A 14,645-nucleotide genomic window follows, 5' to 3' on the forward strand; every position below is an offset into this window, starting at 1 on the left:
CTAGGAATAACATCAAATGTTTATTATAAATAACGAAATATCTAATAATTTTATAAAATTATGGTGGCGGAGTACCGATAGGCAAATAATAATTTCTTTAATTATCTTATTTGCTTTTAGTCTAATGCTTGTTACTACCTCAGGTTCAGCAGTAGCAAGTAGAATAGGGCTTGAAGAAAGTTATTTTGCATCTAGACAAATATTTTATTTAGCTGCCGCTTCAGGGCTTATATTATTATTTTCATGTCTTAATAAAAAATGGTTAAGGCGTTTTGCAATAGTTGGGTTTATTGCTAGTATAGTTTTATTAATAGCAGTTAAATTTTTTGGTTATGAAGTAAAAGGGGCAGTGCGATGGATTAATATTTTAGGTCTATCTATTCAGCCTTCGGAATTTATCAAACCGTTTTTTGCGGTTGTTATAGGCTGGATATTATCGCTAAAATTTAATGATGATTTTCCAAGTTTTACGATTTGTGTAATACTTTATTCTATTGTTGCTATTCTCTTAATTATTCAGCCGGATTTTGGAATGCTTGTAATGATTACGGCAGTTTTCGGTATTCAGCTGTTTATTGCGGGTATGCCGATATTTTGGATTGTTCTAGCCGGTTTTTTAGGAATGATAGGAGTAACTATCGCTTATTTTTGGTTACCGCACGTCACGCAAAGAATTAATTCATTTTTAGATCCCGATAGTAGCGAGAATTATCAAGTTAGTAAGTCTCTTAAGGCTTTTGAGCATGGCGGATTATATGGACGAGGTCCAGGGGAGGGAGCAGTAAAGCAGGTACTACCCGATTCGCATACGGATTTTATTTTTGCCGTAGCAGGTGAGGAATTTGGTGCTATTATTTGCCTTATTGTTATAGGTATATTTGCTTTTATAGTATTAAGAAGTCTTATTAAGTTATTAAACGAAACAGATAAATTTGTACAATTCGCTGCTAGCGGTATAATTGCACAATTAGGGCTTCAGGCAATAATTAACATGGGGGTGACTTTGCATTTACTTCCTACTAAAGGTATGACATTACCGTTTATTAGTTACGGTGGTTCTTCGACGCTTGCAATTGCTATCGCTACCGGTATGCTTCTTGGCTTTACAAGACACAGAACACCTTTAAATTCGTACAAAATTCGTAATATTGAAATATGAAAAAAATAATTTTAGTAGCAGGTGGTACGGGCGGGCATTTTTTTCCGGCTGTTGCTCTTGGAGAAGAATTAATCAAGCGTGGATATGAAGTTCATTTTATTACTGATTTAAGATGCCAAAAATATATAAGTCAGAATATGGGGTTAATTTTTCATATCTTAGATTTAAAACGCTCAGATAATATTTTTTTATTTTTACCAAATTTATCAATTGCGATCTTAAAAGCTATTAAATTATTATATAATATCAAATCTTCAGCTATTATAGGATTTGGCGGTTATCCTGTTATAGCTCCAATGTTTGCGGCAATTTTTTTAAGAGTACCGATTATAATTCATGAACAGAATTCTTATCTTGGAAAAGTTAATAAATTTTTTGCAAGCTTTGCTAAAAAGATAGCTATTTCTTATGAAGACGTAAAAAATTTACCGGAATTTATAAAAAGTAAAATAGTAGTTACTGGTGGAGTAGTTAGAAGGAATATTAGGGAGTTGGATTCTGTAGTGTACTCAGTGTCACCCCGTGGCTTGACCACGGTGTCCAAAAAAATAAAAAAAAGACTGGATTCTATGGTCAAGCCACAGAATGACAAGCTTTTTACTATATTCATCTTTGGCGGTAGTCAAGGAGCTAAGCTATTTTCAGAGCTGATACCTGCAAGTATTCAAATTTTAATGCAAAAACAGCCAAATCTTAAATTAAATATAATCCAGCAAGCAGCATTAGATGATCAAGTAAAAATAAAAGATATATACTCTAAATTAAACATTAATTATGAATTTGCCGAATTCTTTGATAATATGGCATTAAAATATAAAGAAACTGATTTAGTGATTTCAAGAGCAGGAGCATCTACTATAGAGGAATTGACCTATATAGGGTTGCCGGCAATTTTTATCCCGCTGCCTAGTGCTGCAAATAATCATCAATATTACAATGCAAAATTGCTTGCAGATAAAAAAGCCGGATGGTGTTTAGAGCAGAATAATATCTCTGCAGGAAAATTAGCAGATAAAATACTCGATTTGATAAATAATCCTAAGATATTAGAGGATGCTTCACAAAATTTATTAAAAAGAAGAAAAGAAGGGCAGGTGTTATTAAGTGATTTAATAGAAAAAGTGATTTGTCACCCCGTGGCTTGACCACGGGGTCCAATTAAAAATATTAGTTGTTTTACTGGATACCGTGGACAAGCCACGGGGTAACACTGAAAGTGTTTTTCAATCCACGCGGGAAGGCCTTGTTGCGTGGATATCTAATCGTCATTGCGAGGAGCAAAGCCTTGCTGCAATCCAGAAAAAATAATAAAAAAACTCTGTAAATCAGAATTTTTTTTCTTCCTTGCTTCGTCGAATTACTAAGTAATTCTTCTTGCAATGACGGAAAGTCCACGCGGGAATGACATAAAACGATTCATACAACAATGTCAGCTCGCAATGACGTAATGGGAAACATACAACAAGACCAAAAATACCTCAGAATAACAATAATTTAATTAAGCACACAGAACTTTAGTACTTTATCCTTGCAAGTTTAGCTATTATGTGGCATTAATCATAATAAAAGTTTTGGAATAATATAAATATATGTTAAAAAAAATTATAATATTATTTTTAGGAATGTTTTTACTTTCGGCTTGTACCGATAATTTTAGAAGCTATTTTCAAAGATCCGCAAATAATAGATTAGTTGATAGTAAAGGTGCTAAAGGCGGCAAAAGAAAACCTGTATATAATAATAAATATATTACTTTGGCTAAAAAGAATATAGTAGAAGATAATCTTGATTATGATAACGACGATGATGATGACTATGATAGCGATAGTCCTTTAAGAGGAGAAAGAATCGATCCTGTAAAGAGAAATCGTGAAATGTATCTTAAGATGATTAAAAGGGATATAGCAAGGCAAAAAGCAGAATCCGGCTTCGCTGAATCCGATGATGATATGACTTTAAGTAGAGCGAATAAAAAAGTTAGAAAAGACGATAGCGATAAAGAAAAAAAGATGCAAGAGGAATTAAATCAGATAAAAGCAATGCTTAGAGAAACTAAGCGTGATATATCAAAATATACTTGTCCAAATGCTACCGTAAACCAAAATTATGCACCGCCCGTTACAAATTATGAACCTGTAAATTATCCACCGGTAAAAAATAGTAAGCCGTATAATAATAATTCTAAAGTAAAGCAAAAATTTATCCGTGAAGATGATGATAACGGCAGTAATGCTTGTTCGATATAATATAATCATTCCTGTAAAGTGCTAGCCTTGTTGCATGGCTACCAAATCGTCATTGCAAGGAGGCATTGTTGTGTGGACTGGTAAAACCTACGGTGTCACCCTGTGGCTTGACCACGGGGTCCATAAAAACAATAAAAAATACTAATAATTTTAGTATTTTTAACTGGAACCCGCTACAAGCTCGTGGGATGATAGAGGTAAAATTGATCCACGCAACAATGCTTTCTTGTAATGACGAAAAACTGAGCCATGCAACAAGACCAGTCAAGCCACGGTATGACACCGAGTGCATTTTTCGATTCCTGCAACAAAGTCGGTGAACGCTCGCAATGACGTTGCTTGTACTACCACTCCCCTCCGAGTGTATGGAAAATATTAACCATAGAACTTAGCTGTGAAAGTTTTATAGCCACCCCGTCAATTTCGTTTTGTAGTACGTTTTGTTTAGCTGTAAGCACTGTTAAGTAATCTATATTACCTCGTTTATAACGCTGATCAGCAAGCTTAAATATAGATGTTAAAGCTGCTTCATTTTGTTGCCAAATATGAAAATTACTGTTTGATGTTTGTTCAAACGATAAAGCATCCATAACTTCCTAAAAAGCTGTGCGTACTACTGATTTATATTGTGCTATATATTGTTCTTTAACACTTTCGGCAATTTGTACATTAGCTCTAGTTTTGCCAAAATCAAAAATAGGTCCTGCTATGTTGCCGCCCACCTGCCAAGTCTCAGCTGAGTTAGTAAATAGAGTATTAAGTTTATTGCTACCGAATCCTAATAAACCTATTAAAGAAATTTGCGGAAAATAAGTAGCTTTTATTGCTTTTAAGTTTGCATCTGCTGCTAGTAAATTCTGCTCTGCTGCTTTAATATCCGGTCTTTGCTCTAAAAGTTCTGACGGTAATATTTTAGGTGATACCGGTATAGCAGGAAAGTAATCTATTGGTTTATTACGATAAATTAAGCCGTTTACTATATTTTCAGGAGTCCTACCTACTAAAATTTTCAAAGCGGTTTCCTGCTCATGTCTTTGTTGTTTTAAAGGCGGTAATGATAAATTAGTAAGTGCAAGCTCGGAAGCAGCTTCACTAACCGATATTAAATCACCCACACCAAGATTATATAATTTCTGATTTAATTTATAAATTTCCGTTTGAGCCTCAATTAGCTTTTCAGTTAGATAGATTTGTTTGTCTAATGCTAAAAGGTTAAAGTAACTTATAGTGACGTTACTTATAACCGATAAACGTACCGCTGCCTTGCTATACTCGCTTGCAAGGAAAGTTTTTTTAGCCGATTCGCTAGCGTTTGCAGCTGCCACCCATAAATCCAGTTCATAATTAAGCACGCTTGCTAGCCCAAAATTATTAGAAAATTTTGGCTAATTCGGTGCTTTTGTTTCCTTGCTATTTTTTGTTCGATTTGCTCCTCCCTGTAAATTGATTTGTGGAAATCTATAAGAATTAACAAGGTTAAGTTGAGCTTTTGCTGCTAGCACATTACTCATTGCTAGTTCAATATCGGAGTTATTGTCTAATGATTCTTTAATTAGCTCATTTAACATTGTGTCGTTAAATTGCAACCACCACTTGGAGGATGTATTATCTTTCTGTGCTATAGAATAATTATTCCAAGTAGTAGGTAATGGGAGGTTAGGGATAGTATTATTTTGTTTAGTACTACAACTACATAACAGGAATATAAAAATTGATATAGCAGGTATGTTATTTCTATAAGGGCATTGTTGTGTGGATTGATTTTCATCGTCATTGCGAGAAGAAACTGTAAGTTTCGACGAAGCAATCCAGTTAAAAATGCTAATTTTTAACATTTTTATTATTTTTCTGGATTGCCACGCTCCCTTTCTTTGGTCGCTCGCAATGACGATTTTGTACAGCAATGCCTAGCCTTTGCAGGAATGACATAAAATTCTTTAGTAGGTTCATAAAATAAATTAACATTACTTAATTTTAATTATGAATTTTTAAACTACTATGTCAATATAGACTATTGTTTTTTCAACTAACTATTTTTGTAACTGTGTAATAATGTTGCTAACTTTTCAGAAATAACTTTAATATTATAATTTTGTTTGAGAGTAAGATAGGCGTTTTTAGAAAATTCCTTTGCTTTTATAGGGTTATCTATTAGATAGGCGATTTTTTCTGCTAAATCTTCAGCAGAGCCGGCTTTACAAATAAGCCCGTCTTGCATGTCGCTTAAGATTTCTGCAGGTCCTTCAGTATCTGTACTAACGATAGGAATGCTTGCCTCCATTGCTTCAAGCACTATAATTCCAAACGGTTCATGAAGAGACGGTAAACAAAAAATATCTATTTGTTTAAAAAAATTATCTCTATCATTAACCCATCCCGTAAATGATATTTGATCTTGTAAATTAAGTTTACGTGCTAAAGCAATTAAATTATCTTTTTCTTCACCGCTTCCACCTATAACAACTTTAATATCATATTTTTTTTCTTTTAAAATTTTTATAGCATTAATAAAAACATCAACACCTTTTTTAGCTACAAATCTTGCTAGTACACCAATTACGATAGGTTTTCTATATGTTTTATTTGGAGTAAAGTCTTTAGAAATATTTATCATATTCGGTAAGGTGCATATCCTAGATTCGGCAAAGTTATTTTTTAGTAAAAATTTTTTCATATGATGCGTCAAGGCAATAATAAAATCACATTTACGTAGTCCTTTTAAACTATAATTATGAGCGATACCGATTAATTTTATATTTTGTGATTTAGCAAATTTACTAAAATTTATTGCTCTATTACCGTGTGCTATAATTATATTGGGTTTAATTTTGTAGATTATATATTTAAGAATAAGTACCGATAACGGATCAATCGGTACTAAGTTAGGTAGTTTAAAACTTGTCTTATGTAGAAAAGAATTTATTTTTGCTTTGTAAGAAGTGATATTTATAACCTCAATTTTTTGCATTTCAAGAGCTGCATTATAATCTAAAAATGCTTGTTGAATTCCGCCAAGATCACGACTTAGCATAATATTAAGTATCTTCATTACTTTAACTTTTCGATTTCTTCTTCTGTTAAATCGGTAAATTCCATAATTTCATCTAAAGGTCTATTTTTTGCTAACATTTTTTTAGCCATAGAAATTTTTTGCCTGGCTTCTCCTTTGGTCTCTCCTCTTGCTTCTCCTTTAGCTTCGGCATCCATAATTTTTTGTTCTTCTACGGCTAAATTATCCATTTCGGTTTTTATCATTTTTTCATAAGTATTTAACTCTTCTTCAGACCAACTAGCTTGATCTAAAGCATAAAAAGCTTTTTTAATAATAAAATCATGACCTATTAAACTCTCCATTTCTTCTAGAGTGCTTTCATGTGCATGTTTAAAGAAATATGCCCATTTTTCTTGAAGATTCTCTAATTGATCTAATTCTTTATTAAATTTCTCAAGTTCTAAAAAAATAAAATAAAAATCTTGTAAGTCGTTCTCGTAAGTCTTGGTATCAAGAAGCCTATGATTTGATCTCCAATCTTTTTTATCGGGAAATAAAATAAAATCGGCAATAGCTAAGAATATTACTCCTCGGAGTTTTGCGTATACTGCCATTTTCTTATGATTCTCATCCTCTTTGAGTATTTGCCTTGAATAGGCTTTTGCCGCATAAAGTTGAGCTCTTTTCTCAAAGCCCGGATGTTTACTTACTTGCATCTCTACGATGAATTGAGTACCGTGTTTATCTTTGCACAATACATCTACTATAGATTGTCTATAAGCTGCAATATCAGGATCTTGGTTAGTTTTTAAAAAAGTAACTTCGGTAATTATTTCTTCTCCCGTATAACCCAAAATATCATTTAGAAAATGAATAAGTATATCCTTGTTTTTTTCTGTACCGAAAATTTTTAAAAATGCGTAGTTATTTTTAGGGTCTAAGAAACGTGAAATTAGCATAATAGTCTATATTTTTATATATCATCACTTCATTATAGCAAATTCCAAGAAATTTGCTATAATACAATTTCCTAATATGTAAAACATTATGATTAGTAAAATTAACTTTGTAAAAATGCATGGTCTCGGTAATGATTTTGTTGTTGTTAACGAACGAGATTTATTAAGTTCATATGATTTATCGCAGTTAGCAAAAAATATGGCTGATCGTCATATGGGTATAGGTTGTGATCAGTTTATTATTTATGAAGAGCATGATGATTTTTATGAGATGATTATCTATAATATAGACGGCTCTAGTGCTAAATTATGCGGTAATGCTACAAGATGTTTAGCCAAGTTAATTTATCTTGATACGGGAAAGAAAGATATTACTGTAATGGTAGGCAATAAAAAATTGCTATGTAATGTGGAGGATGAAAATAATATTAGTGTTAATGTAGGAAGTGTTAGTTTTAATGAAGCTTGGATGCCAAGCCGTGATAAAATTTGGGAACTCGCAGAGCGTTATATGATTGATTTAAAGGAAACTATTTGCGTTGATATAGGTAATCCACATTTGGTTATTTTTAGTAAGTTAGAACCTCAAGATCAAAAAATCGTCGGTGAAAAATTACAGGCTAAGGAATTATTCGCAGATGGGGTAAACGTTAATTTTGCTGAAGTAAAAGATAATAAAATCTATTTATCCGTTTGGGAGCGAGGGGCAGGATTAACTCTTGCTTGCGGAAGTGGGGCTTGCGGTAGTTTTGCTGCCGGTTTAAAGCTCGGTTTTATCCATTCACCGAGTATGTTAGTATTTAAGCATGGCAGCCTTACTATGAAAGAAGAAAACGGTAATATAATAATGCAAGGAGCAGCTACGCTTGTAGCACGTGGGAAATATTATTGTGAGCAATAATTTAAGACAAGAAGTAGTAACATTCGGCTGTAGACTTAATATTTACGAAAGTGAGATAATACGAAAAAATTTGGAATTATCGGGTATCGATAATGTAGCAATATTCAATACTTGTGCAGTAACTAAAGCAGCTGAGAAACAAGCAAGACAAGCTATCCGCAAGGCTAAAAAAAATAATCCTGATTTAAAAATTATCGTTACCGGTTGTAGCGCTCAAACAAGTCCACAAATGTATGGTAATATGCCGGAAGTTGACAAAGTTATAGGTAATGAAGAGAAGTTATTGCCTAGCTATTACCAAATTACGGATGAAAAAATAGCAGTTAACGATATAATGTCGGTGAAAGAGACGGCAGGTCATTTAGTAAGTAGCTTTGACGGTAAATCTCGTGCTTTTATTCAGGTACAAAACGGTTGTGATCATTTTTGTACTTTCTGTATTATCCCTTACGGTAGAGGTAAAAGTAGATCAGTACCGATAGGAGCTATAGCAGAGCAGGTAAAGCATTTAGTACTAAACGGCTTTAAAGAAGTAGTTTTTACCGGTGTTGACGTTACGGCTTACGGTTCAGATTTACCAGGAAGCCCAACATTTGCACAAATGATTAAACGAGTTTTAAATTTAGTGCCTGAACTAAAAAGGCTTCGTTTATCTTCAATAGATGTTGCAGAAATAGATGATGAACTTTTTGAGCTTATAGCTTATAGTGAGAGAATAATGCCGCATTTTCATATTAGCTTGCAAGCAGGCGATGATATGATATTAAAACGTATGAAAAGACGTCATAATAGGGCAAATGTAATAGAGTTTTGTCGAAAGTTGCGGGCTATAAGACCGGAAGTATCGTTTGGAGCTGATATTATAGCAGGTTTCCCGACTGAAACTCCTGAAATGTTTGAAAATACAAGAAAATTAATTTCAGAAGCGGAATTACAATATTTACATGTTTTTCCTTATTCGGAAAGAGAAGGAACACCTGCAGCACGTATGCCGCAAGTACCGAAAGCTATAAGGAAAGAAAGAGCTGAAATTCTAAGACAAGAGGGGCAGAATCAGTTATCTGAGTTCTTTAAGAAGCATATAGGTCAGAAATTAGAGTTATTGGTAGAGAATAATAATATCGCCCATACCGAGAATTTTATTCCGGTGAAGTTAGATAAACCTTTAGAAATAGGGCAGATATTTAAAGCGAAGTTGGTGGGGGTAGAAGAGAATTATATGAAGTGTATGTTGATTTAACCACCTCGTCATTACGAGGAGCCGTAGGCGACGTGGCAATCTCATGAAATAATACTAATTCCTGAGATTGCCGCGTCGATCAAAAAACGTCCTCTGTGTCATCCCGTGGCTTGTCCACGTGATCCAGCATAAAGCGAGATAAATCGAGCTTTTTATAGCTGTATTTTTTATTACTGGATCCCGTGGACAAGCTATGGGATGACAGTGTTAACATAAAACAAACAAAAAATAATCATGGAAAATATAGAAACAATATTAAGACTTGCTGAGGAAAAAATCTTATTAGTACAAAACTTAAAAGATCTACAAGAATATAAAGTAGAGTTTTTAGGCAAAAACGGTATAGTGACCGGTGAGCTTAAAAAACTAGGTAGTTTAAATGAACAAGAACGTAAAGAATTTGGCTTAAAAATCAATAAATTAAAAGATAAAATACAGAATATAATAAAAGCAAAAGAAGAAATTTTAGAGGAGCAGGAACTAAATTTAAAACTTGCTGCCGATAAAATTGATTTAACAATCCCTGCAAGAAGATATAAGCAAGGCTCTATTCATCCAATAACACAATGTATGGAGGAGTTAATACAAGTATTTTCGCAGTTTGGTTTTACTATCTATGACGGACCGAATATTGAAGATGATTTTCATAATTTTACTGCTCTTAATTTTGAGGATGATCATCCGGCAAGGCAAATGCATGATACTTTTTATTTAAAAGGTCAGGAAAATAATAAACCATTGTTACTTCGTACTCATACTTCAACAGTAGAGATTAGGGCGATGAAAAACGGCAAACCGCCTTTTAGATTTATAGCTCCGGGTAGGACTTATAGGTCTGATTCAGATATGACGCATACGCCGATGTTTCATCAAATAGAAGGGCTAGTTGTGGATAAAAATATCAATATGGGACATTTAAAATATGTTATCACGGAATTTATAAAAAGCTTTTTTGAAAATTCTAATGTTGAACTACGTTTTAGACCTAGCTTTTTCCCCTTTACAGAACCTTCTGCCGAAGTTGATATTCGGATGAATAAAAACGATAAATGGCTTGAGGTACTCGGTTGTGGGATGACTCATCCCAACGTGCTTAAAAATGTCGGTATCGATAGTAGCGAGTATCAAGGTTTTGCTTTTGGGCTTGGGGTAGAGCGTTTTGCAATGCTAAAATATAATATCAAAGATTTAAGACAATTTTTTGAGGGAGATATGCGTTGGCTTAAACATTATAATTTTGGGAGCTTTGATATACCGAATTTAGCAGGAGGGCTTACGAAATGAAATTTACATTATCATGGTTAAAACAATTTTTAGAGACTTCTAGCACAGTTATTGAAATTGCCGAAGCCCTAACAGCTATTGGTCTTGAAGTAGAAGAGGTAATAGATAAAGCGGCAGAACTACAAAAGTTTGAAGTAGCATATATAGCAAGTACTAAACCTCACCCGTCAGCCGATAAGTTAAAACTTTGTGATGTTGAGACTAAAAGCGGTATGCGACAAATAGTTTGCGGTGCGAGTAATGCAAGAGCAGGTATAAAAGTAGTACTTGCAAATATCGGAATAGAAATACCAAACGGTAAGTTTAAAATTAAGGAATCTATTATTAGAGGCGAAAAAAGCTGTGGTATGCTTTGCTCTGAAGAAGAATTACTGCTAGCTTCAGAGTCTGAAGGGATTATAGAGCTATCTGAAGATGCTGTAGTTGGAGAGAATTTTACTAAATATTACGGTTTAGATGATCCTATATTTGTTATTAACGTTACTCCTAATCGTGGTGATGCACTTGGAGTTTACGGCATTGCAAGAGATTTAGCAGCTAAAGGAATAGGAACACTTAAAGAGCTAGAAATTCCAGAAATAAAGAGTACATTTACTTCTAAAATGAAGCTTAACGTGCAAGACAAAGAAGCCTGCCCTTTATTTACTTTTAGAGAAATAAGAAATTTAGAAAATAAACCAAGTCCTTATTGGTTACAGAAATTATTAAAAAATGTCGGGGTAAAAACTATTTCAAGCTTAGTGGATGTAACAAATTATATTTCTTATAGCTTTGGGCAGCCGATGCATGCTTATGATGCGGATAAGATAAAAGGGGGAATTAGTGTAGCACGCCATTGCAAGGAAGGGCAATTGTCATCCCGCGGCTTGACCGCGGGATCCAATGAAATTACTAATGCGGTAAGTTATTCTATGGATCCCGCGGTCAAGCCGCGGGATGACAAGGAAACCGGATTGCGGGATGACACTGATCGATTCCACGCTCTAAACGGCAAAGAATATTTACTTACCGAAAATGATTTAGCTATAAAAGATGAAAGCGGTATCCAAGGTCTTGCCGGTGTCATTGGCGGGGCTAAGAGTAGTTGTACTGATAGTACGACTAATATAATACTGGAAGTTGCATGTTTTAATGCTAAAATGGTTGCAGCTAGCGGGCGAAGATTTCAAATTGATACGGATGCTAGATATCGTAATGAGCGTAATATCGATAGAAATTTTACGGAAAAATCTTTAGACATAGCTACTAATCTTATTTTATCAATATGCGGAAATGGTGAAGTATCGGAAGTAGTGAAATTCGGTGAGAAAGAGCCTCAAAAAAAACCTTTAGATTTTTCAGCATACTATTTAGAAAAAATTACGGGAATTAAATTAAATATCAAAGAGATAGAAGCTATATTAAATGAACTAGGATTTATTACGGATGTTAAAGGTGAGATTATAAAGGTAATAGCTCCCTCTTGGCGTCATGATATAACTATTTTAGAAGATATAGCTGAAGAAATCGCTCGTATTTACGGTTATGATAAAATAGAGAGTATAAAACTACCCGAACTAGACCAAGATAATAATAAGCTAAGAGAGTATAAAAGAATATCTAGTTTTAAAAGGATATTAGCAAGCAAAGGCTATGATGAGGTAGTAACTAACTCTTTTATGAGTAGTGAAGATGCAAAGTTATTTGCTGAATTAAAAGAAGAGTTATTTTTGCTTAATCCTATTAGCATAGGAGACAATTATATGCGTCCTACTATACTGCCGAATTTGTTAAGTATAATAAGTAAAAATCTAGCACGCTCTATAAAAGATATGGCTTTTTTTGAAGTTGGACCGAGTTTTATAGATTTAAATACGGAAGTAACTTATTTAACGGCAATTATAAGCGGTTCATATAATAATAAAAATCCTCATTCACTTGGACGAGGCTATGATGTTTTTGATCTTAAAGGCGATTTAGAGCTAGTAGTGGATTATGCAGGACTATCTATAGATAAATGTATAGCAACAAATGGGACAGCGTTGCCACAATATTATCATCCAACTAGAGCAGTAAATATAGGGCTTGGTAAAAATTTATTAGGTCATTTTGGACAGATACACCCTAAAATCTTGAAATATTACGATATTAATCAGGAAATATTTGCATTCGAGCTAAATATTACAAATTTGTCGTTGATAAAAGCTAAATTCGGTAAAAGAGACGAATTTGCAGTATCGGATTTCCAAGCTAATTTTAGAGATTACGCATTCATTGTTGATCAAGATCATAGAGTTGGTGAAATAATATCATATATAAATAATTTTAATAAAAAGCTTGTCAAATCAGTTATATTATTTGATATTTATAGTGGTGATAAATTACCTGAAGGTAAAAAATCTATAGCGGTTAAAATAGAGCTACAAGCAGATGATCGGACATTATCTGATACTGATTTAAATTCGTTCAGTAAAGATTTAGTTACTGCCATCTCGCAAAAATTTCAAGGAACATTAAGAGAATAACAATATGTTAAAATTAATAGTTGAAACAAAAACGTTAGTTCAGTCCCTAGGGTTTGCAAGTTCCGTTGTTGAAAAACGTAATGTAATACCTGAATATGCAAACATTAAATTATCGGCAAAAGACGGTAATCTAGAGCTTAGTTCTACTAATATGGATTTGTACTTAAGTCAAAAAATAGCAGTACAGGTAGTAAGTGAAGGTGAATTTACCGTTTCTACGAAAACTCTAAATGATATAGTCCGAAAACTTCCGGATTCCGAGCTTACATTAACAGATCTCGGTACAACGGGACTTGAAATCAAAGGAAAAAATTGTAAATTTAATTTATTCACTTTGCCGGTTAGTTCTTTTCCTCCAATGGATAGTATTAATCCTGAAGCAAGTTTTAAAATTTCCTGCATGGATTTTGCTAAAATAATCGAATCGACAAAATTTTCGATTTCTTTAGATGAAACTCGTTATAATTTAAACGGTGTTTATTTACACATAAAAGACAAAGAGTTTTGTTCGGCAAGTACCGATGGGCATAGGCTTTCGATTTCATGGGTAACATTAGAAAAACAAATAAAGAATTTTGGAGTTATATTACCGCAAAAAAGTGCAGAGGAAATTTTAAAAATAGTTAAAGATCCTAAAAATATAAATGAAGATATAGAAATTTTATTAAGTAGCAATAAGATTAAATTTATATGTAACGAAAATACTATTATGCTATCAAAGCTTATAGACGGTACTTTCCCTGATTATAGTGCTTTTATTCCGGAAAGCAGCAGCTCAAAATTAGTAATTAATAGAAAAATATTTGCAGATAGTATAGAAAGGATAGCGATAATAACCGTTGAAAAATTTAGAGCGGTAAAATTATCGTTATCTCGTGAAACCTTAGAGATTAGTGCCATCGGTGAAGCAAGAGGTAACGCAAAAGAGGTTATTAATTCTTCACAAGGTAAGGAAAGTTTTTATGAATATAATAGTGATGAGTCTTTAGCTATAGGCTTTAATCCGCAATATTTGGAAGATGTCTTAAAAGCCGTGAAGTCGGATTTAGTAGAACTATATTTTTCAGATGTTTCAGCACCGGTACTTATTAAATTTCCTGAGAATCCTAAAGATATTTTTGTCGTCATGCCAGTTAAGGTGTAGAGTAGTTATATGTCATTCATGCAAGGCATTGTTGCGTGGATCAAAAAGCACACTCGGTGTCATCCCGTGGCTTGACCATGGGATCCAAAAAAACACTTAAAGTATTAATAATTTTAGTATTTTTAGCTGGATACCGCGATCAAGTCGCGGTATGACAACGAAAGATTCCCGCTTCTAGCTATGAATGACATAGAGGGGTATAGGAATGACATAAAA

At 33.5% G+C, this 14,645-nt stretch carries 13 protein-coding genes and 1 pseudogene; 9 read left to right on the top strand and 5 right to left on the bottom strand.

Going from position 1 to position 14,645, the window contains the following annotated elements; all coding sequences use genetic code 11:
* Nucleotides 1-25 precede the first annotated feature (25 nt).
* Complete coding sequence (ftsW, locus tag SB78_RS00680) at nucleotides 26-1,159, top strand: putative lipid II flippase FtsW (protein WP_041077736.1); 1,134 nt, start codon at nucleotides 26-28, stop codon at nucleotides 1,157-1,159.
* Nucleotides 1,156-2,304, top strand: coding sequence for an undecaprenyldiphospho-muramoylpentapeptide beta-N-acetylglucosaminyltransferase (gene murG / locus SB78_RS00685; RefSeq protein WP_041077691.1), 1,149 nt, complete (start codon nucleotides 1,156-1,158; stop codon nucleotides 2,302-2,304). The genes ftsW and murG overlap by 4 nt, the downstream gene beginning before the upstream one ends.
* On the opposite strand, the gene SB78_RS08995 is transcribed toward murG, so the two are convergent.
* A complete protein-coding gene (locus tag SB78_RS08995; protein WP_146624983.1) occupies nucleotides 2,269-2,370 on the bottom strand; it encodes a proline/betaine transporter in 102 nt (33 codons plus the stop codon). The two genes, murG and SB78_RS08995, sit on opposite strands and share 36 nt — an antisense overlap.
* Nucleotides 2,371-2,748: 378 nt before the next feature.
* Between SB78_RS08995 and SB78_RS00690 the strand changes: the two genes are divergently transcribed.
* Nucleotides 2,749-3,405, top strand: coding sequence for a hypothetical protein (locus tag SB78_RS00690; RefSeq protein WP_041077694.1), 657 nt, complete (start codon nucleotides 2,749-2,751; stop codon nucleotides 3,403-3,405).
* 68 nt (nucleotides 3,406-3,473) lie between these two features.
* Entirely contained in the window at nucleotides 3,474-3,725 is a 252-nt protein-coding gene (locus SB78_RS09845; RefSeq protein ID WP_199402674.1) for a hypothetical protein, read from the top strand.
* 24 nt (nucleotides 3,726-3,749) lie between these two features.
* Here the strand turns inward: SB78_RS09845 and SB78_RS07425 are convergent.
* The 3 genes and pseudogenes from SB78_RS07425 to SB78_RS07430 form a co-directional block, all read right to left on the bottom strand.
* Nucleotides 3,750-5,240, bottom strand: a pseudogene (locus tag SB78_RS07425) (efflux transporter outer membrane subunit).
* A 191-nt stretch (nucleotides 5,241-5,431) separates the two neighbouring features.
* Nucleotides 5,432-6,454, bottom strand: coding sequence for a glycosyltransferase family 4 protein (locus SB78_RS00710; protein WP_041077696.1), 1,023 nt, complete (start codon nucleotides 6,452-6,454; stop codon nucleotides 5,432-5,434).
* The gene (locus SB78_RS07430; protein ID WP_081420872.1) at nucleotides 6,454-7,356 is read right to left on the bottom strand and encodes an Rpn family recombination-promoting nuclease/putative transposase; all 903 of its coding nucleotides are present in this window, start codon (nucleotides 7,354-7,356) and stop codon (nucleotides 6,454-6,456) included. The genes SB78_RS00710 and SB78_RS07430 overlap by 1 nt, the downstream gene beginning before the upstream one ends.
* A gap of 88 nt (nucleotides 7,357-7,444) precedes the next feature.
* Between SB78_RS07430 and dapF the strand changes: the two genes are divergently transcribed.
* Nucleotides 7,445-8,257: a diaminopimelate epimerase gene (dapF, locus tag SB78_RS00720; protein WP_041077697.1), complete on the top strand. Its 813-nt coding sequence runs from the start codon at nucleotides 7,445-7,447 to the stop codon at nucleotides 8,255-8,257.
* On the top strand, nucleotides 8,232-9,497 hold the full coding sequence (mtaB, locus tag SB78_RS00725; RefSeq protein ID WP_081420873.1) for a tRNA (N(6)-L-threonylcarbamoyladenosine(37)-C(2))-methylthiotransferase MtaB: 1,266 nt from the start codon (nucleotides 8,232-8,234) through the stop codon (nucleotides 9,495-9,497). Before dapF ends, mtaB begins: the two co-directional genes overlap by 26 nt.
* Before the next feature lie 79 nt (nucleotides 9,498-9,576).
* Here the strand turns inward: mtaB and SB78_RS07435 are convergent, their stop codons facing one another.
* Nucleotides 9,577-9,711, bottom strand: coding sequence for a palindromic element RPE4 domain-containing protein (locus SB78_RS07435; RefSeq protein ID WP_081420874.1), 135 nt, complete (start codon nucleotides 9,709-9,711; stop codon nucleotides 9,577-9,579).
* A gap of 20 nt (nucleotides 9,712-9,731) precedes the next feature.
* Between SB78_RS07435 and pheS the strand changes: the two genes are divergently transcribed.
* Genes pheS through dnaN form a run of 3 tightly spaced genes read left to right on the top strand, consistent with a single transcriptional unit; the run spans nucleotide 9,732 to nucleotide 14,429 of the window.
* Nucleotides 9,732-10,781 (top strand): phenylalanine--tRNA ligase subunit alpha, encoded by a 1,050-nt coding sequence (gene pheS / locus SB78_RS00730; protein ID WP_041077701.1) that lies wholly within the window; start codon nucleotides 9,732-9,734, stop codon nucleotides 10,779-10,781.
* Nucleotides 10,778-13,285 carry a phenylalanine--tRNA ligase subunit beta gene (gene pheT / locus SB78_RS00735; RefSeq protein ID WP_041077703.1) on the top strand — a complete coding sequence of 836 codons (2,508 nt, stop codon included), beginning with the start codon at nucleotides 10,778-10,780 and terminating at the stop codon, nucleotides 13,283-13,285. The genes pheS and pheT overlap by 4 nt, the downstream gene beginning before the upstream one ends.
* A gap of 4 nt (nucleotides 13,286-13,289) precedes the next feature.
* Entirely contained in the window at nucleotides 13,290-14,429 is a 1,140-nt protein-coding gene (gene dnaN / locus SB78_RS00740) for a DNA polymerase III subunit beta (protein WP_041077705.1), read from the top strand.
* The last annotated feature ends 216 nt before the right edge of the window (nucleotides 14,430-14,645 follow it).

The sequence above is a fragment of the Rickettsia asembonensis genome (assembly GCF_000828125.2).
GTDB classification, from domain to species: domain Bacteria; phylum Pseudomonadota; class Alphaproteobacteria; order Rickettsiales; family Rickettsiaceae; genus Rickettsia; species Rickettsia asembonensis.